Annotated in this window: 14 protein-coding genes; 8 read left to right on the forward strand and 6 right to left on the reverse strand. The window is 36.3% G+C overall.

Annotated elements, in window-relative coordinates:
- A partial coding sequence (locus CG11_RS04535) for a SprB repeat-containing protein (protein WP_156039656.1) occupies positions 1-293 on the reverse strand: 293 nt, incomplete at its 3' end.
- 748 nt (positions 294-1,041) lie between these two features.
- Here CG11_RS04535 and CG11_RS04540 point away from each other — a divergent pair.
- The 5 genes from CG11_RS04540 (at position 1,042) to CG11_RS04560 (ending at position 7,084) form a co-directional block, all read left to right on the forward strand.
- Positions 1,042-1,599 (forward strand): RNA polymerase sigma factor, encoded by a 558-nt coding sequence (locus CG11_RS04540; RefSeq protein WP_052593596.1) that lies wholly within the window; start codon positions 1,042-1,044, stop codon positions 1,597-1,599.
- Positions 1,592-3,589, forward strand: coding sequence for a hypothetical protein (locus CG11_RS04545; RefSeq protein WP_052593598.1), 1,998 nt, complete (start codon positions 1,592-1,594; stop codon positions 3,587-3,589). The genes CG11_RS04540 and CG11_RS04545 overlap by 8 nt, the downstream gene beginning before the upstream one ends.
- Positions 3,590-3,859: 270 nt before the next feature.
- The gene (locus tag CG11_RS04550; RefSeq protein WP_052593601.1) at positions 3,860-4,564 is read left to right on the forward strand and encodes a hypothetical protein; all 705 of its coding nucleotides are present in this window, start codon (positions 3,860-3,862) and stop codon (positions 4,562-4,564) included.
- Positions 4,565-4,752: 188 nt separating this feature from the next.
- Positions 4,753-5,295 carry an RNA polymerase sigma factor gene (locus CG11_RS04555; RefSeq protein WP_052593603.1) on the forward strand — a complete coding sequence of 181 codons (543 nt, stop codon included), beginning with the start codon at positions 4,753-4,755 and terminating at the stop codon, positions 5,293-5,295.
- Positions 5,288-7,084, forward strand: coding sequence for a hypothetical protein (locus CG11_RS04560; protein WP_052593604.1), 1,797 nt, complete (start codon positions 5,288-5,290; stop codon positions 7,082-7,084). The genes CG11_RS04555 and CG11_RS04560 overlap by 8 nt, the downstream gene beginning before the upstream one ends.
- Positions 7,085-7,086: 2 nt before the next feature.
- Here the strand turns inward: CG11_RS04560 and CG11_RS04565 are convergent, their stop codons facing one another.
- Entirely contained in the window at positions 7,087-8,283 is a 1,197-nt protein-coding gene (locus CG11_RS04565; RefSeq protein WP_052593607.1) for a toxin-antitoxin system YwqK family antitoxin, read from the reverse strand.
- 295 nt (positions 8,284-8,578) lie between these two features.
- Here CG11_RS04565 and metH point away from each other — a divergent pair, with 295 nt between their 5' ends.
- The 3 genes from metH (at position 8,579) to CG11_RS04580 (ending at position 13,498) form a co-directional block, all read left to right on the forward strand.
- A complete protein-coding gene (metH, locus tag CG11_RS04570; RefSeq protein WP_052593609.1) occupies positions 8,579-12,298 on the forward strand; it encodes a methionine synthase in 3,720 nt (1,239 codons plus the stop codon).
- A gap of 247 nt (positions 12,299-12,545) precedes the next feature.
- Entirely contained in the window at positions 12,546-13,001 is a 456-nt protein-coding gene (locus tag CG11_RS04575) for a hypothetical protein (RefSeq protein ID WP_052593611.1), read from the forward strand.
- Between the two features lie 101 nt (positions 13,002-13,102).
- Positions 13,103-13,498: a hypothetical protein gene (locus CG11_RS04580; RefSeq protein ID WP_052593613.1), complete on the forward strand. Its 396-nt coding sequence runs from the start codon at positions 13,103-13,105 to the stop codon at positions 13,496-13,498.
- Between the two features lie 103 nt (positions 13,499-13,601).
- Here CG11_RS04580 and CG11_RS04585 read toward each other — a convergent pair whose 3' ends face one another.
- The 4 genes from CG11_RS04585 to CG11_RS04600 form a co-directional block, all read right to left on the reverse strand.
- Complete coding sequence (locus tag CG11_RS04585; RefSeq protein ID WP_052593615.1) at positions 13,602-14,657, reverse strand: beta-ketoacyl synthase chain length factor; 1,056 nt, start codon at positions 14,655-14,657, stop codon at positions 13,602-13,604.
- Between the two features lie 6 nt (positions 14,658-14,663).
- Positions 14,664-15,857 carry a beta-ketoacyl synthase gene (locus tag CG11_RS04590; RefSeq protein ID WP_052593617.1) on the reverse strand — a complete coding sequence of 398 codons (1,194 nt, stop codon included), beginning with the start codon at positions 15,855-15,857 and terminating at the stop codon, positions 14,664-14,666.
- A gap of 438 nt (positions 15,858-16,295) precedes the next feature.
- A complete protein-coding gene (locus CG11_RS04595; RefSeq protein WP_052593619.1) occupies positions 16,296-16,565 on the reverse strand; it encodes a phosphopantetheine-binding protein in 270 nt (89 codons plus the stop codon).
- Between the two features lie 141 nt (positions 16,566-16,706).
- Positions 16,707-17,978: an ABC transporter permease gene (locus CG11_RS04600; protein ID WP_052593620.1), complete on the reverse strand. Its 1,272-nt coding sequence runs from the start codon at positions 17,976-17,978 to the stop codon at positions 16,707-16,709.
- Positions 17,979-18,078: the final 100 nt, after the last annotated feature.

Consider the following 18,078-nt stretch of genomic DNA (forward strand, 5'->3'; position numbering starts at 1 on the left):
ACACAATGTAGACCAGCTGATAGACCTGTTGCCGTAGCAGTAGTTTGTGTGTTACTATTCCAAACATAGCTAAAGCCTCCTACGCCTCCACTTACATTGATCGTGGCACTTCCATCGGATGCCCCATGACAATTTACGGATGTACTCGATACTGTAAAGCTGATAGGCGTATTTAAAATATTAGCAGTAGGGTGTGGTTGTGCTGCTAGAGTTTGAATTTGATTTGTATAACCCAATACACCAAGAAGCCCTACTAGCAAGCTACTAGTTAGTACCATTGAAAGATAACGCATAAATATTATCAAGATTTAATTGATTGAAAAAATTATGGGATTTAATAATAGAACGTTATCAGTTGTTCCGTATGTAGTGATTTTTATTTGGTGCCGCAAAGATATATCTTTTAACAATATCTTACAATTATCTCTGACAAGACTTTAAAAAAATAATCATTATTTTTTGTAAAATTAATCTGCCTCACATATAAAGTTTAAAAAACTTATTTACGTTGATGTCTATATATTAACATCATTGTAAGTTTTTAGTACTTCCTTGCCTGCTACTTTGTAACACTTTCTTGGTACATGATTTTTGGACTTATAGTTTTAATCAATCATTGGAAAGTGCTTCATCACCTTCAAAAAGAACTAATCTATTTACTTTACAAGTTATTACATGTAAAATTTCATAAATAAAACTTCAAAAACGTTGCAACAAATTAAAAAAATAATTATATTTACAAAACATATTGTGATTTTAATACACCAATCATTCAAAAAAAATCATCTATTCCCAAACGTTATCTTCATAAAACTCTGATTTTCAAAAATCAAAAAGTTTTTTTTTGTAAAAAAAATGTATCGGAATTTGATTTTCTGCCAAAAAAGACCGTTTTTGTATAAGACTTAACATAAATACCCCCTTTTATATTTATAATAAGTCTTTTAGACCAAATAACAACTGAATAAATTGTTATGTCTCAAGTGTTGATACCCCTTTTGTTGAACAATAAAAAAATTTAGGAAAACAATAACCATTAAGATGAAATCGGTCGTCCTCGCAGAAATATCTGAACGTGAATTAATAGAAGGTTGTATTGCCAAAAAAAGGCGATACCAAGAGCAACTATACTATAGATATGGTACAGATATGTATCAAGTATGCCTGATGTATGCCAAGAATGAAGCAGATGCTTCTGACATCTTACAAGAGAGCTTTATCAAAGTTTTCAAAAACATACATACCTTTAAATTTCAAGGGGCGTTAGGAGGATGGATTCGTAGGACTGTTGTTTTTACTGCTATTAATGCTTATAAAAAGAAGCAAAGGGAAACACAATTAGTTGTCTCTATGCCAGAGACGGAATATGTTGATTTTTCGGTTAATGAAATTGCAGAAGGATTAGATCCTAGTGAAATTGTAAAACTAGTTAATCAGTTGCCTAAGAAGGCACAACAAGTTTTAAAATTATATGCGATAGAAGGCTATAAGCATCAAGAAATTGCTGATATGCTAGGTATTTCTGTTGGGACATCAAAATCTCAATTAAATCGAGCAAAAAAAATATTACAAGAAGCAGTAAAAACACTTCATGGATAACAAAAATCAGAGCAACAACTCGGTTGGAGATACTTCTAAATTCTCTCATGAAAACCAACTGCCTCCTATATGGGACAACATCTCTAAAGAGCTTAATGCTTTAGATGAAGATGCTATGCCCCTAGATAACCAAACGGTAGATTCTAACGAGTTATCTGATCTTGCTGACTTTAGTATTGTCAAAGAAAGTTTTCAAACTAATTTTAGCACTAAAGAGCCCCCTAAGTTTATGTGGGACAAAATTGAGCAAGATTTAGAATCATTTACAGTTACTGATGACCCATCAACATTTAGTGCTATAAAAGATGGTTTTGAGCAAAACTACAAAGAAACCTCTGTTCCTAATTTCACTTGGGCTGATTTAGCGGAAGAAATGGATAATCCGAAGCCTAAAGAGAAAGTAGAAGATTACGCATTTGTCAAACGAGGTTTTGAAAAGCAATATAGTGCTGTTGTTGTTCCCTTATTTAGCTGGGATGACTTGGTCAAACGCATGGATAATGAAGCTGCCCTTGCCGATACACCTGATCGCTACTCTATTGTCAAAGATAGTTTCCAAAAAGTATACGCCAATAACCAACCAGCAGTTGACACATGGGCAAACTTAGAACAACAATTGCAATCTAATTCTCATTGGAAGAAAATAGGGCTGCTTTTATCTGCTCCTGCTTTCTTGAAAAAAGCAGCTTTATTCACAGCTATCGGCGTATTTATGTTAGGTAGCAAATTCTACCTAACTAACGAATCAACTCCTATTTCTATTCCAGCCTCTTCTGTTATCGCCAGTAACCAAGAACCTCAAAAGGAAACGACTGCTAAAGATTTGTTTCATAAAATACGCGAATCTAGTCTAAATGCAGCTGGTCACAGAAGTCACACTGAAGAAACTTTGGAGAAGGTATTGCCGCTTTCTGATGCTTTATACTCTGATGATGTTACTCCTGAGTCATCAGAAAATACTCCTTCTAGTTTGGAAAATAACAAAGAACAAGATGGTTCTAACGTTCAAAACCACTTTACTCAAACTGTAGATAAAGATACACCGAACAATACAGGCAATTCTTCCAATACAACAGGTACTGTTGCCAATGAACAAGATTTATTGTATCAAGAGGATGAAATAAAGCCTAAGGTAGAGCAATCTATTCATACGTCTGATCTTAACTGGATTGGACAGGCTGGTGTCAATGTAGAAGCATTTGACAAAGGTGTCAATGTTTTGGTTCAAGACTTCATTTTAGATTCGGAAATTACTAAAATGGATGAAGATAACTTTACCCTTGTTCGTCAAGCTCAAAAAGGGAAGAAAATTCGTTTTGAAGTAGGGCTAACAGGGAAAGGAGGCACCTCCATCTTATTAGGTCAAAATAAGTACGAAACTTGGAACAATGGAGAACCAACACATTTGTGCCCTACAGGCGCCTTTGGGATTATGGCTAATTATCACTTTACACTCAATGATGCTGTTGTTCTAGGAATTTACCCTTACTCTTCAATGAAACAATGCTTTGGCAAATACGATAACAATGGTAATTATGAAGCAACAGATATTGATTTATCTCTATTTGATTTTACTTTAGGTTATCAAAGGACACTAATTCGATACAATAGTTTGAGCCAAATTCCTTCTAAAATTTACGCTCGCTTGGATTTTGGTCTTGGAATTTTAACGAATGCAAAAACTAAAGTAAACGAACAAGTTATTAGTTCTGAAAAACTATATAATAAATTTAATTTCTCGGCAGGATTAGCTTTAGGTAATGCACATGAAATTAATCAGTTTATCATTGACTATGGCATTACTAGCAATATTGGAGTCAACAACTTAATAACAGGTTCTAACCCTACTATCTTACAGCCTGCCCAATTACTAAACATTGGTGCTTACCTTGGCGTACGATACATCCTTGTTCCTAGGCTTGAACCATCCAAAAAACAACGCCAATTTGACTGGTCTCCTCCATTCTACATAGAAGAACCTGCGTTTTAAACTATAAAAGGAGTTTGTTTGAGGATTAGCTTTGTTACTCCCTGTGATTATGAACTCGCACAGCTCGGCTTGCTGTTGTTATCTAGTATTTATTTCATGAACAGTCCATTGTGTTCAGCATAAGTCTACTCGCCTGTCGCTTAGTTGAGAAACTTATAATTGAGATAGTCTATTTCACGTTCAATTCCTTTGATTTAGCATGATTTTTGTAGCCCAATTCCTTAGTAAATAGCCCTCCCATTACTGATACTCGCTTGAAAATATGTGACTATGAAATTACTTTTACGCTCCAATTTTTCTTTATTTCTAATTTTTCTTTTCTTACTAAGTAGTTGCGAGAAAGAAGATGCTTTTAAAAATCCGACTCCTGTTATTTTTAATTTTGGCATGAATCAGCAAGGTGTTGGCGGTTCAGATGATTTGACTTTTTCGGATGGATACATCATTATTCATCAGTTTTCAGTTATCGGAGAACGTGTGGAAGGAGAAGATTTTGAATTTTTGCGGACATTTCCCAATGGTTTAAAAATTCCGTTTTATAATAATTCTACTTTTGATGAATTGAGTTTTGATTTGCCACAAGGAGCATACAATAGTTTAAAGATTCGTTTTGAAACCCAAAGTGGTATTAACACCAACTTATTTGTAAAGGGTCGTTATTTGTATAATAATCCTCTCAAAAATCCTTCTACAGTACATTTAAAGTGGAATACAAATAAAGTTTTTGAAGCCAATGTATTGTCTTCTACAGGGATGCGTTCTTTGGTACTAAATGAAACCAAAACCGAAACGCCTCGAATCATCTTCAAACCTAAGCCTTGGTTTGCCGACGTCACAGAAATGATGCTTGAAAATGCTTCGTTTTTAACAACAGCAAACAACGAACAAATCATGACAATTGATCCAACTAATAATGTAACTATCTTCACAGAGATTGATTTAAAAGTAGGAACAGAATTAAAATGTTCGTTGTAAGTTTAATTTTCAAGAAAAAAAACCTTACATTAAACTAATAGCCAATAAGTTAATACTCAACAAACATAATATTGATCACAACAATTCACAAAATATCTTAGAGAAACATTAAACACACTATTCTTTTATACATCTAGTCCACTAGACATACGTTTCGTTTTTCATAACTTGCATAAAATACAATAACCTTGAAGGAACTTTCAGAGAGAGAACTAGTAGAACGTTGTGCTGCCGATGAGCGACAGTACCAAGAACTACTATATCGCAAGTATGCTGGCGATATGTATAAAGTATGCCTAATGTATGCCAACAACAAGGCAGATGCGGCTGATATTTTACAAGAAAGCTTTATTAAAGTATTCAAAAATATACACCGCTTTAGATTCGAAGGCTCTCTAAGAGGTTGGATTCGTCGTACCGTTGTCCATACTGCTATCAACGCCTATAACAAAAAACAGCGTGACACGCAAGTAATCATTCCAATGGCAGAAAGTGGGGAGGTAGATGCTTCTATTGATAGTATTGTTGGACAGCTAGAAGCTAATGACATTATTAAGTTGGTTAACTCTTTGCCTCAAAAAGCTAGGCAAGTTCTTAAATTATATGCCATAGAAGGCTACAAACATAAAGAAATTGCCGCTTTGTTAGGAATTACAGAAGGTACTTCTAAATCCCAATTCAGTAGAGCTAAAAAAATGCTACAAACTTCAATTGAAACACTCCATGGCTAAGAAACAACAGCAAAATAAAATTGGAGAAAGTTTTGAACAACATCTCCCTGATGAATTGGTTCCTGATTTTATTTGGAATAACATCTCCAGTGCCTTAGACAAGGCTCCTGCTATGGAAGAAAGTACCGAAAAAATCAAATCCTCTTTTGAAAAGGGATTTGAGCAGGAAGCATTGCCCGTATTTCTATGGGATAACATCGAGTCTTCTCTGAATCATGCAAGCTTTTTGGAGGAATCTGTTGAAAATGAAAATAAAATTAAGGCTTCTTTTGAAGAGGGCTTTCAAGATACTATTCCTGACAACTTATGGGAAAATGTAGAAAATCAGTTGGAAATTGAAGGTGTTTGGCAGCGGGTCTTGAAACGCTTAAACAAAAATACTAGAAGACGGTATTGGCAGGAAAAAGGAATGCAACTGGGCATTCTTGCCTTGGCTGTTTTGCTACTTAGAGGCTGTGACTTTGGGCAATGGTCTACTATAACTCCTATCGCTCAAAAAGTAAATGTATCTACTCAAACAACTTCTTCTACAACACCTCCGTTTGTATCCAATAAAAAGGCTAAAAATGGTTCTGAGAACCACTCTAGTAATTCCATTGCCCCTACAAAGAATCCAAAACTTTCAGATGCTAGTCATTCTCTTATTGATAATACTGGTTCGTTGTCCTCTTCAAAAGAAACAACAATAACGAATACGATTACCAATAATCCTACTTCGGTTGCTGCTCTTTCTAAGTCTAAGAATCATCATCCGTTCGATAATCTGTCAAAAGGATCTATTAAACCATCTGTTACTGCTGCTAAACAAGAAAAACAGGATATTACAGCACCTAATCATAACAACCAACCCTATCTAGAACCTATAACAAATAAGGCACAAGGCAAGTCAGATCAACAAATATCTGAACTTCAAGAGACAGCATCGTCAACACAACAATCTCCTAGAGTACCGCTTAACAATAACAAAACTTCTGACCTTTCCTCCATAAAAGCGTCTACTACTCCAGCTAATAATTATAATAGTTCTAATTCTATAAATTCAACACCAACTCCTTCTGCTCTACTAAGTCAAGCTGCCATTGCGACACTGACGAACAAACCATTTGTTGATTCATCCATTCAGGTACTTCAGGATTTCCACATTAAAAATATCCTTAATAAGAAAAAGCATCAAGTTAGATTTGAAGTAGGAATGAATGGAAAAATAGGTACTTCTCTTTTATTAGGAAATGCGACCAGTAAAGGTATGGAAACAACAAGTATGACTAAAACAAAAACTCGTGTGGCAGGTGGCATTGGGATTATAGCAAACAGCTACCTAACCGCTAATGATGCGATTGTTTTTGGCGCCTACCCTTTGTCCAATAGCCAACAATACTTTGGAGGGTATACCAATGAGGGACGTTATTACCACAAAGAAGTCAAACTGGCTTACTTTGATTTTACGCTAGGTTATCAACGAGTCTTAGTACACTACAATGATTTTGGCACGATTCCATCTTCTATCTATGCTAGAATAGACTATGGATTAGGTTATTTAAGTAAAAGTGAGGAAATCGTCAATGGGCTTGCTTCTGAACTAGGTGATGCCTATAACAAATTGAATCATAATATTGGTCTGACCATTGGTAATACACATCGCATCAATCGTTTTGTTATTGATTATGGTCTTTATGGCAATCTGGGTTTAAGTGCTGTTCTTAATTTTAGCCCATCTGGAACCAATACAATAGAATACAGCAACTTAGCGACCATGGGTGGCTATGTAGGTCTTCGTTATGTCTTGTAATTTTACAAGCTATAATCTCTGGCATCACTTTGTTCACCAGTATCAAAATACTTAAACCACTTCCCTTCTCGGACTCCTTTTTTATAACGACCAACTAATTTTAATTGTCCATTGGAGTAATAATGCTTCCATAAATCATCTTTTGCAGAACGTTTAGGATCTACGAGTGTATAATTCCCAACACTTTCTAGTTCGCCATTGGAATGATAGGATTCCCATTTCCCTACCCTACGATCTAAGTTTAGCATTCCTTTTATTTTCAGTTGTCCATTTTCATAATAAGAAAAATAGTTACCTACCCCCTGCTTATATTGGCAAGTATTTTTAAGTTGCCCCTGCTCATAATAAACCGCACAGCGACCATTCTTAATACCTTCGTTGTACACAAATTCGCTATTGAGGGCTCCAGTTGGATAATATGTTTGTAAAACTCCATGTAGAATACCGTGCTTAAACGATTGCTTCATAGCTAATTGTCCATTTTCAAAATAATACTGATACCATCCGTGCATCTTGTTCTTATAATTAGAATAGACCACCTTCAGTTGCCCATTTTCATAGTATTCTCGAACGGCACCATCCAGCGTATCTAGGTGATAATGACGTGCTATTCTCAGCTGTCCATTTTTATAATATTCCTTAGAAATACCATCCAACCGACCAAAATCATAGACCTGAATGGATTGAATTTGCTTTTTATCGGTATCATAATAAGTTTTGTGGACACCATCTTTGGGACCAAATCCATATTGATTTTGGGTTCCCCCTAGCACCAATAAAATAACGGTTATTACATAGAATGTTGATAACAGCCAACTAAAAATTGGTAGTCTCCAACGTAAACTGCCAATGATAAAACACAAAGTAGGCACTCCCCAAAGTACAGCACCAGGATATATATAAGTTCTTATATAAATTAGTCCTGCAAAAAACAAGCTATTGATTGTCCACAATATAGCAGCCCCTGTTTTGAAATCTGCATGCTTCCTAATTCCATACGTATGCCCATTAACAGCAAAGAAAAAAGAAGCCAACGCAAAAGGTAAGTGAAATATCAACAGGACTACTCCTATATAAAAAGGAACCGAATGGGTAAGCTCGTCTAGTTCTGTTGTATAAAATGCAGCAACTTCAAACGATTGCAAGACAAATACAACCGTCAACAAGAATACTAAACGAATTGATTTATAGGTGTCCATTATGAAACTTTTAAATTGGTAAACAGGTAGTTCTATTAAAATAAGGTAATTTTTTTAAAAAGTTACACTAAATAAGCAATCCATAACAATAGAGAATTGATACTTTAGTTGCTTTTGATTACCTTTACATTTCCAAATTGAAATCTCATGAGCATGTTTTAACACGAAAAAACTTTTTTTGTACTAAAAAGGACTAAAACAGAAATTTCTATTGGAAACCAATTCGTTAACCCTATGGTCAAATGGTTTTATTTGACCATAAGGTTAATAACATGTACTTTAAACTGTAGATTGAATGATTAACACAACAACAGTTCCAACTGTTAACACACTCGAGCGTCTTCATAAAATTGTAGAGCAACGCATCATGGTCATTGATGGTGCAATGGGTACTATGATTCAAGAGTACAACTTGACGGAAAAAGACTATCGAGGCAAGCGATTTGAAGATTTTCATCAAGATCTTAAAGGTAATAATGACTTATTGTCTATAACGAGACCTGATGTTATCGAAAACATTCACAAGGCATACTTAAAGGCAGGTGCAGATATTATTGAAACCAATACCTTTAATGCCAATGCCATTTCGCAAGAAGACTATGACTTGGCAGAATTAGCCTATGAGATGAATGTTGCTTCTGCTCAATGTGCCAAACGTGCTACTGAATATTACAATCAACTGAATCCTGATAGACCTCGTTTTGTAGCAGGTGCCATTGGTCCTACTAGCAAAACAGCTTCTATGTCTCCTGATGTGAACGACCCAGGATATAGAGCCGTTACGTTTGACGATTTGGTAGAAGCTTATTATTTGCAAGTAAGAGGTCTAGCCGATGGAGGAGCAGATTTATTTTTAGTAGAAACAATTTTTGATACCTTAAATTGTAAAGCAGCACTCTTTGCTATTGACAAGTACTGTGAAGATGTAGGTATTCAATACCCCATTATGGTATCTGGAACCATAACAGATGCTAGTGGTCGAACGCTCTCTGGACAAACAGTAGAAGCCTTTTGGATTTCGGTAAGCCATGCCAATTTATTTAGCGTTGGGCTAAACTGTGCGCTTGGTGCTACTGAAATGCGTCCACACGTAGAAGCATTATCTAATATTGCCGATTGTTATGTTAGTGCCTATCCCAATGCAGGATTGCCCAATGAGTTTGGAGAATACGATCAAGACGGTATAGAGATGAGTGGCTACATCAAGGATTTTGCTTCCAGTGGTTTTGTCAACATTATTGGAGGTTGCTGTGGAACATCTCCAGAACATATTCAATGTATGGCTGAAGCCGTGCAGGGTCTCCCTACTCGCAAAAAAAATGAACCGTCTAAATATACTCAATACAGTGGTTTAGAACCGTTGATTGTTCGAGAAAACCTAAACTTCATCAATGTTGGAGAACGTACTAATGTCACTGGTTCTCGTAAGTTTGCTCGTTTGATTAAAAATGGCAACTACGAGGAAGCTCTTTCTGTTGCTCGTCAACAGGTAGAAGGAGGGGCACAAGTTATTGACGTTAATATGGATGAAGGGCTTTTGGACTCTAAACAAGCCATGATTAACTTCTTGAATCTAATTGCGGCTGAGCCTGATATTTCTAAGCTTCCTATTATGATTGATTCTTCTAAATGGGAGGTGATCGAAGCTGGATTAAAATGCGTACAAGGAAAATCCATTGTCAACTCTATCTCTCTCAAAGAGGGAGAAGAAGCATTTATTAAGCATGCAAAACTATGCAAACGCTATGGTGCAGCAATGATTGTAATGGCTTTTGATACAGAAGGACAAGCAGATACAACCGAAAGAAAGGTAGAAATTTGTCATCGTGCTTACAAAATATTAACCGAACAAGTTGGCGTTCGTCCACAAGACATCATCTTTGATCCTAATATCTTTGCTATTGGGACAGGAATTGACGAACACGCCAATTATGGGATTTACTTCATCGATGCTTGCCGTGAAATTAAGCGTTTAATGCCTAATGTAAAGATTAGTGGTGGTGTTAGTAATATTTCGTTCTCCTTCCGTGGTAATAATGTCATTCGAGAAGCGATTCACTCTGTTTTCTTATACCATGCCGTAAAAGCAGGAATGGATATGGGGATTGTCAATGCAGGAATGATGGAGGTTTATGAAGATATTCCTCAAGAATTATTGGTCTTAGTAGAGGATTTGCTGTTCAATAGAAACCCTGAAGCAACCGACCGCCTAATGGAATATGCGGAGAAGGTAAAGGGGCAAGGTAAAAAACGTACGGTGGATTTATCTTGGCGTGAAGGAACTGTCGAAGAACGTTTGTCGCACTCTTTAGTAAAAGGTATTACAGATTATATCGTAGAAGATACCAAAGAAGCTCATGCCAAGTATGTTAGCCCACTCCGAGTTATTGAAGAACCTTTAATGGCGGGAATGGATGTTGTTGGGGATTTATTTGGAGCAGGAAAAATGTTTTTGCCACAAGTAGTCAAGTCAGCCCGTGTTATGAAACAAGCGGTAGCTTATTTGACACCTTTTATTGAAGAGGAAAAGAAAGATGCAGGTGGATCCTCTAAAGGAAAAATTCTGATGGCAACCGTAAAGGGGGATGTGCATGATATTGGTAAAAATATTGTTGGGATTGTTTTGGCTTGTAACAATTATGAGATTGTTGATTTAGGTGTAATGGTTTCTTGTGACGCTATTTTAAAAGCAGCTCGCAAAGAACAAGTGGACATCATTGGCTTGAGTGGTTTGATTACTCCTTCTTTGGATGAAATGGTCTATGTTGCCAAAGAAATGCAGCGCCAAGGGTTCGACATTCCTTTGATGATTGGAGGGGCAACGACTTCTAAAACACATACTGCTGTAAAAATTGAGCCTCAGTATACTAATAATATTGCTGTTCATGTTTTAGATGCGTCTCGTTCTGTTACAGTTGCTAGTTCGTTATTAAATGAAAATAAAAATGAGCAAGAAGCCTACGTCCAAGGAATTCGAAAGGAATTTGATGAAGTTCGTTTGCGCCGTGGGAATCGAAAATCAGCTAAAAAATATTTGACCTACAAAAAAGCCAAAGAAAATAAACTCCAATTAGATTGGGAAAACTACACGCCTCCTGTTCCTACATTTACAGGAACAAAGGTATTTGAAAATTTTGATTTAAACACACTTCGCCAATACATCGACTGGACTCCTTTCTTTACTAGTTGGCAATTGCGAGGCAAATATCCTGCGATTTTAACAGACGATGTTGTTGGTACAGAAGCTCAAAAATTATTTGATGATGCACAGGTTCTTCTAGACCGCATTATCAACGAAAAATGGCTAACGGCTACTGCTGTTATTGGGTTCTTTCCTGCCAATAGCATCAACGATGATGATATCGAAGTTTATACCGATGAATCTCGCTCACAAGTGGCACATACGTTACGCAACTTGCGTCAACAACGCCAAAAAGCACCTGGACAGGCTAATTTCTGCCTGAGTGACTACATTGCTCCTAAAGAAACAAATGTCAACGATTATATTGGTGCATTTGCCGTAACCGCAGGGGGTAATATAGAAGGATGGGTCAAAAAGTTTGAAGAAGCATTGGACGATTACAATGCGATTATGACAAAAGCCTTGGCAGATCGTTTGGCAGAAGCCTTTGCAGAATGTATGCATGAGCAAGTCCGAAAACTACATTGGGGCTATGATCAATCCGAAAGCTTGAGTAATGATGAGTTAATTAAAGAACGTTATGTAGGTATTCGTCCTGCGCCTGGCTATTCCGCTTGTCCTGAACACACCGAAAAACGCACGTTGTTTGAATTGCTAAATGTCGAAGCTCAAACGGGTATTACTTTAACCGAAAGTTGTGCTATGTATCCTGCTGCGTCGGTAAGTGGTTGGTATTTTTCTCACCCAGAATCGAAGTATTTTGGATTAGGAAATATAGAAAAAGACCAAGTGGAAGCTTACGCCCAACGCAAAGGAATGCATACAGCAGAAGCAGAACGTTGGTTAATGCCTGTTTTAAATTATGACATTTAGTCTATTTTACCATAAATTTTTAGTTTGTACAAACTAGTGCTACTCCAACTAAAAAAGGTTGAAGTTGTTTAAAAGAAAGAATACTTTTAAGCAACTTCTTTTTTTTGTAGAATCAAACACATCCCTGTAAGCCTACTAGGCATTATTAATACAACAAAACATAGCAATACTCTAATTCTTCTCGTCTTAATCGGCATAAAATTTGGAGTGCTGCTTACTAAATTTCGCAATATCAATCACATCAATTATGAAGTGGGTAGTGGTTTATTTATTTTGTTTTTTATCAACCAGTGGAATGACTCAGTTAAATAAAAAGGACTTAATAGGTACTTATTACTACCAAGAAATTGCTAGTGGAAATCGAGCTAAGGTAGATCATGCTAATTATTACTATAACATTCAGCTCAAAAAAGATGGTTCTTTTCTGTGGACACGCAAGCAAGGTCGCTTATCCGTAAAATATTACTATCGCTATGGCTTGTGGACAATGAACGGAGATAAAGTAGTGCTTGATGTAAAATTAGAAGCCTACGATCCTCAAACATACCATTCTGCTAAAAATGGGTTCACTCCCACTACTCCTCTTGACGTTCTAAAAAACCAAAAAGCGAGTGGACTTTATTATATGATGACAAAAATAGGTAGCGACTCTATTAAAGGATTGAATTATCAAGATAGTTTTTATCAAAAAGTAAGAAATTAGTTTGCGTTCAAACAACCTTTTCCACTATTGGTGCATCTATACTTTTGAAATTTACACAAAGCATACAAACAATCTTTATTTTTTTAACAATAAACAATAATATGAATCTTTTTAAACAAAGTTTAGCCCTATTGATGGTAGCAGTAGCTTTATTCACGACAGCATGTGCAACACAAGATCAAGAATGTACTCCTCCTGCGGTGGAGCAAAATATCATTGGTACGTGGACAGTAACAAGTGGAACTGGTACCGTTGAATTTAAAGCAAACGGAACTTTTGACGATCCTAATGACGATATTATTGGTGGCTATTTCAATAGCGATACCTTGGATGTAAAAACGTACTCGATTGCCAATGATACACTATATGCTACTGCTGCATCATCGGACACTTCTAGCAGCAATGCGCTGAATGCTAAATTCCCTATTGAGAAGAACGAATGTGATAAAATTACACTTTCAATTATTAGCATTCCTTTTATCCTAACTCGTCAATAATAAATTTGTTATGGTGAAATGGTTGTTTTCCATCCGTTAAGCCCTAGTAATAAAAATAAAAAAACGAGGCTTCTTTTTAAGTCAAAGAAGCCTCGTTTTTTTATTATCTGTTTATTTTGTTCATCAAAATAAAGCCATGCTGTGTGCCTTCGTAATGGTTATAAATTAACACTCGTTCAATAGGCTTGGTGGATGCTTTTTGGATTACTTCCTGTGGCATTGTTCTTCCTGAGAATAAGTTAGCTGCAAGCCACACCGCAAAAGAAGAAACGGTATAATAATCTCCTACTAAGTTTTTGTACGTGTAAACCCCTTGTGTTGGAAAAAGAGTTTCTTGTACATTTTTATAATAATAATCGGTTCGATTATCTCCATTATACCCTAGAAACAACGCATCAATATCTGTTGTAGTTAGCCCGTTTCGCTTTAAAAACGCATTGGCTTTTGCCAATATTTCGTCCGTCGTTGGATGTGTCATTTGAGCCACATCTACAATCTGAGCAATGGCTAACTCTGAAGGCTTAGCATCGACAACAAAAAGTGCAGCTCCCTCTCCTGATACAGTACCAGGCGTGTCAGAATCGAGCAGCTGGGTAGAATCAATTTTTTCTTCTTTAAACATTCCCCTCAAAGAATCTACATTATAATTAGCTTGAGAGATTTCTTCTACGCCCCCCAATAACAATCGTTGTGCAGCATTTTCTTCAAACAACAGCAAGGCATCCAGTATCGCACATTCAAAGGCAATTCCATTGTTAACATGCGTATTATTGTATCCTGTTACTTTTCCCATCAAAGCCAATGTACCTGCAATGGAGTTAGAGGTAGATTGAATAAAATCAGTCGGTGTTAAAGTCCCCTCGTCATATTCTACTATTTGATTTAAAAAGCTAATAGACTTTTTGATAGAACCATTGGCTGAACCAATAATAATTCCATCCAAACTATCTTTAAAACGATCAATCAAAGGAATTCCAGTCCCTACTCCCATTCGGACAGATTTGCTCATTCTACGCAACAAATTGAGAGGAACCATTTTTTTATACTTTGGTTCTATTGCCCAATATTGAGGCTCGGTGTGTACTTTTACCCCTTCTTCAAAAATAGCATTATTATAAGTATCCTGAGCAGAGATACAAGACATGTCAACGATATACATAAAACTCTAGGCTTTTGAAAGAATAATAGATGAGCAGTTACCACCAAAACCAAAGGAATTGGACAATAAATGCTTTATTTCATAATCACGTTGATAAGTTGTGATGGGGCGAGCCTCATATTCTTCTATCGGATGAACACAATTGAGGCTGGGGTATAATTCGCTATATTCCATAGATAAAAGACCGAATACAGCTTCAATACTCCCTGCTGCTGCCAAGGTATGCCCCGTATAAGGCTTGGTAGATTGATAAGGAGGAATATCTCCAAAAACCGAACTCAAGCCAAACATTTCAGAAATATCATTATTTTCGGTTCCAGTTCCATGAGCATTGATATAGTCAATTTGATGTGGTTGCAGTTGAGCAGTTTCAATAGCTTGCGAAATCGAACCAATGATCCCTATAGCATCGTCAGAAATAGAAGAAGGATGAAAAGCATCGTTGGTATTCCCATACCCTGTTACTTCTCCATATACTTTTTTGTCGCCAACTAACTCCTCTGCTTCTAAGATTAAAAAGGCAGCCCCTTCGCCCAAAGTCAACCCCGAACGATCTCGATCAAAAGGCATACAAGGCTTCGCGGACAAAATTCTCAAAGCATTAAATCCATTGACCGTAAACTTTGCTAAGCCATCTGCACCACCAACAATAGCGCGTTTGGCTCTACCAGATTTAATCAATTTTGCGCCAAACATAATAGAATTTGCCGAAGAAGAACAGGCTGTATTAAAGGTTGTTGACAATCCTTTCATTTGGTAACGATTGGTCAATTTTAAGGTATGTGCCCCACAAATATAAGAAGACAGATACTCAGAAGGCGTTCCAATTTTATTGCCATCTCGATATAACTCATCCGTCATGGACATGCCTCCTACCGTACTAGCAGAAACAAAAGCGGTATCCATTGCCGAGATTTCTTCTGCGGACATTCCTGCACAAGCCAATGCTTCTTGCAACGCAACTGTTGCTAAAATATCTGTTCGGGTAATGCCTTTTTCGTTGGCTATTCCCGCCATTTCCATCAAATATTCTGTACTATGAGGAACTTCCCCAAATGGAAAAACATCTACATAACGAGTATCCATTAGGGTAGCTTTTCCTATACCCGTTTGTCCTTTTTGTAATTGGCTCCTATTCTCGGCAGCATTTTTACCTATCGCTGAAATGACTCCAATACCAGTTATTAAAACTCTTGTCATATATTCTTTGATTTGACGAAGGGAATGAATTAAACCTATTTCTATGAATAGCTTTATAAATTAGTCGCCTGCTGATGCCACTTTACAAACACTAGGGTTGCCTCTAACAACTTTAGTTATTAGTGTATTTTAACAGACTATTGATGAATAACAATGAGCTATTCTATTACAATAGTTCGTTGAAACCACGCAGTAGCAGCGAAGCTAACTAAAAGCGTAGCGCTCACGAAGTAAACTTTATTAGTTTGATAATCAATAAATTAAGATTTTAATACATTCTGTGGTAACATTTTGATTATCAACTGCGCAGCACTCACGAAGTAAACTAATCTGAATGTGCTTTTTTATCTTTTTGGTAAAAAAGTAAACAACTAAGCTTGCGCCCTCATGAGCGTAGCGAACTAATCAACGAACTACTACTATTAAGTACAATTTGCATTAGGCTTTGCCGTTATCAATGATATATTGAGCCATACTATTGACATCAACTAAGACTTTTCGTCCTTCCTTAGGGTCTGTAATTTTTAATTTATACTCACGCTCTAACAATACCAACAATTCTACTGAGTCGATAGAGTCTAAACCTAGGTCACCGTCTGGTCCAAATAAAGGAGAATCGTTTTCCATGTCCTCTGGTTCTATATCAATCAAGTTCAAATAATCAATAATTTGTTGTTTCAATTGCTCCTTTAACTCTGTTGTTTCCATGATAATCTTGTTATTATTTTTTTAATTCGCTACAAAGTACTCTGCAAAATAATTATCTAATAATTTTTAAGCGAGCCTTTTATAAACTGAACTGGCAATATAGTTTGTTCAACTATTTCTAGAAATAGAACCATTGCCAATTTATATAATTTTATCTTTTTTTAGCTTTACAAAAGCAAGACTTAAGCAAACAGCGATGAAAATCATTAGTCCGATCACTACATTCTGTAAAGCAGCCCAAGAACCTCCTTTCAAAAATAGTATATAAAATCCTTCTAGACACCAATTTAATGGAGAAATTAGACTGATTGTTTGCATATATTCTGGCATTACAAAGCTTGGCACCCAAATTCCTCCTATTGCTGCTAAAATGACAATCGACATTGAGCCAAATCCATGTGCCTGTTCTTGAGTCCGCACCATTGTTCCGACAAGCATAGCATAACTAACCGCAGCCAAACCACTCAACAAAACCATAAATACAAAACCTAATTGATTGGAAGGCAAGGTTAGCTCTGGTAATCCTAACAAAGGAAAGGTTAGCTTTGCAGATGAAAAAACTAAAGTTACTTGTGCCACGGCTGCTGCCAGATACAATAACATTTTTGCCCCCAAAACTAAAGAAAAGCTTGTTGGCATTGTTTTCAAACGGATAAAGCTACCATTTAAACGCTCTTTAACGATATTGTTTCCTAGAGAAACCACCATAAAAAACATTGCAAAAATAGTCCATGCAGGAACATTATGCTGAGTAGAATTTGGCAGTTTATCACTATCCGAAGTTGTCGCTGGTATCCTATTAATAGGCACCCGATTTTCAATCATAGCTTCTTTCAACTGTTGTGGCGACTCTGTCAACTCTAGTTGTTCACACATTTGGTTGATGAATAATTCTCCCTCTATGCTCTTCAAAAAAGCATCCACCATATTGATAATAGAAAAACAATAATTCTCTTGCAAAACAGGGTCGTGATAAAAATCGAGGGCAGGCAGTTTGATTTTTTTGGGCAAGTCATTGGGTTCTCCCAAACCTAATTCATTCATCATTGTAGAACTCACTAAGTTTGCTTTATCGGTTATCTTTTCTGTAAAATTACTCGCAATTACTAAACCCGTTAGATAATCCTCTTGATCCATCACCTGTTTTATATTCTGTACAGAATCTTTTTGGGATAGATCAAACAAGCCAGAAACCTTCATAAGATCAACTAGCTTTTGCCCTTCTGCTCCTTTATCTTTGTTGACAATTAAGATAGAAATTTTATTTTCATTAACAATCTTAAACGCAGAATCTTGAATAATAGTTATAACATACACCAATAACAAAGGCATTCCAAACATCACTGCTAGACCTGCCTTATCATACATAAGGATTTGAAACTCTTTTTTTATGGCTACCCAAAGCTTAAACATTTCTCTTTTTTATTTCAATAATCCGCTAAAATCACCGTTTCATTAGATGTGATTTTACATTTTTAAGGTTATTACTTATACATTTTTATTCCAAGCAGCC

Origin of the sequence: Aureispira sp. CCB-QB1, from assembly GCF_000724545.1 — a bacterium.
Taxonomy (GTDB): domain Bacteria; phylum Bacteroidota; class Bacteroidia; order Chitinophagales; family Saprospiraceae; genus Aureispira.

Excerpts from the sequence above, each read along its gene's own strand:
- CG11_RS04540 (WP_052593596.1), top strand. The coding sequence starts at position 1,042 with ATGAAATCGGTCGTCCTCGCAGAAATATCTGAACGTGAATTAATAGAA.
- CG11_RS04545 (WP_052593598.1), top strand. The coding sequence starts at position 1,592 with ATGGATAACAAAAATCAGAGCAACAACTCGGTTGGAGATACTTCTAAA.
- CG11_RS04550 (WP_052593601.1), top strand. The coding sequence starts at position 3,860 with ATGAAATTACTTTTACGCTCCAATTTTTCTTTATTTCTAATTTTTCTT.
- CG11_RS04560 (WP_052593604.1), top strand. The coding sequence starts at position 5,288 with ATGGCTAAGAAACAACAGCAAAATAAAATTGGAGAAAGTTTTGAACAA.
- CG11_RS04565 (WP_052593607.1), bottom strand. The coding sequence starts at position 8,283 with ATGGACACCTATAAATCAATTCGTTTAGTATTCTTGTTGACGGTTGTA.
- metH (WP_052593609.1), top strand. The coding sequence starts at position 8,579 with ATGATTAACACAACAACAGTTCCAACTGTTAACACACTCGAGCGTCTT.
- CG11_RS04575 (WP_052593611.1), top strand. The coding sequence starts at position 12,546 with ATGAAGTGGGTAGTGGTTTATTTATTTTGTTTTTTATCAACCAGTGGA.
- CG11_RS04580 (WP_052593613.1), top strand. The coding sequence starts at position 13,103 with ATGAATCTTTTTAAACAAAGTTTAGCCCTATTGATGGTAGCAGTAGCT.
- CG11_RS04585 (WP_052593615.1), bottom strand. The coding sequence starts at position 14,657 with ATGTATATCGTTGACATGTCTTGTATCTCTGCTCAGGATACTTATAAT.
- CG11_RS04590 (WP_052593617.1), bottom strand. The coding sequence starts at position 15,857 with ATGACAAGAGTTTTAATAACTGGTATTGGAGTCATTTCAGCGATAGGT.
- CG11_RS04595 (WP_052593619.1), bottom strand. The coding sequence starts at position 16,565 with ATGGAAACAACAGAGTTAAAGGAGCAATTGAAACAACAAATTATTGAT.
- CG11_RS04600 (WP_052593620.1), bottom strand. The coding sequence starts at position 17,978 with ATGTTTAAGCTTTGGGTAGCCATAAAAAAAGAGTTTCAAATCCTTATG.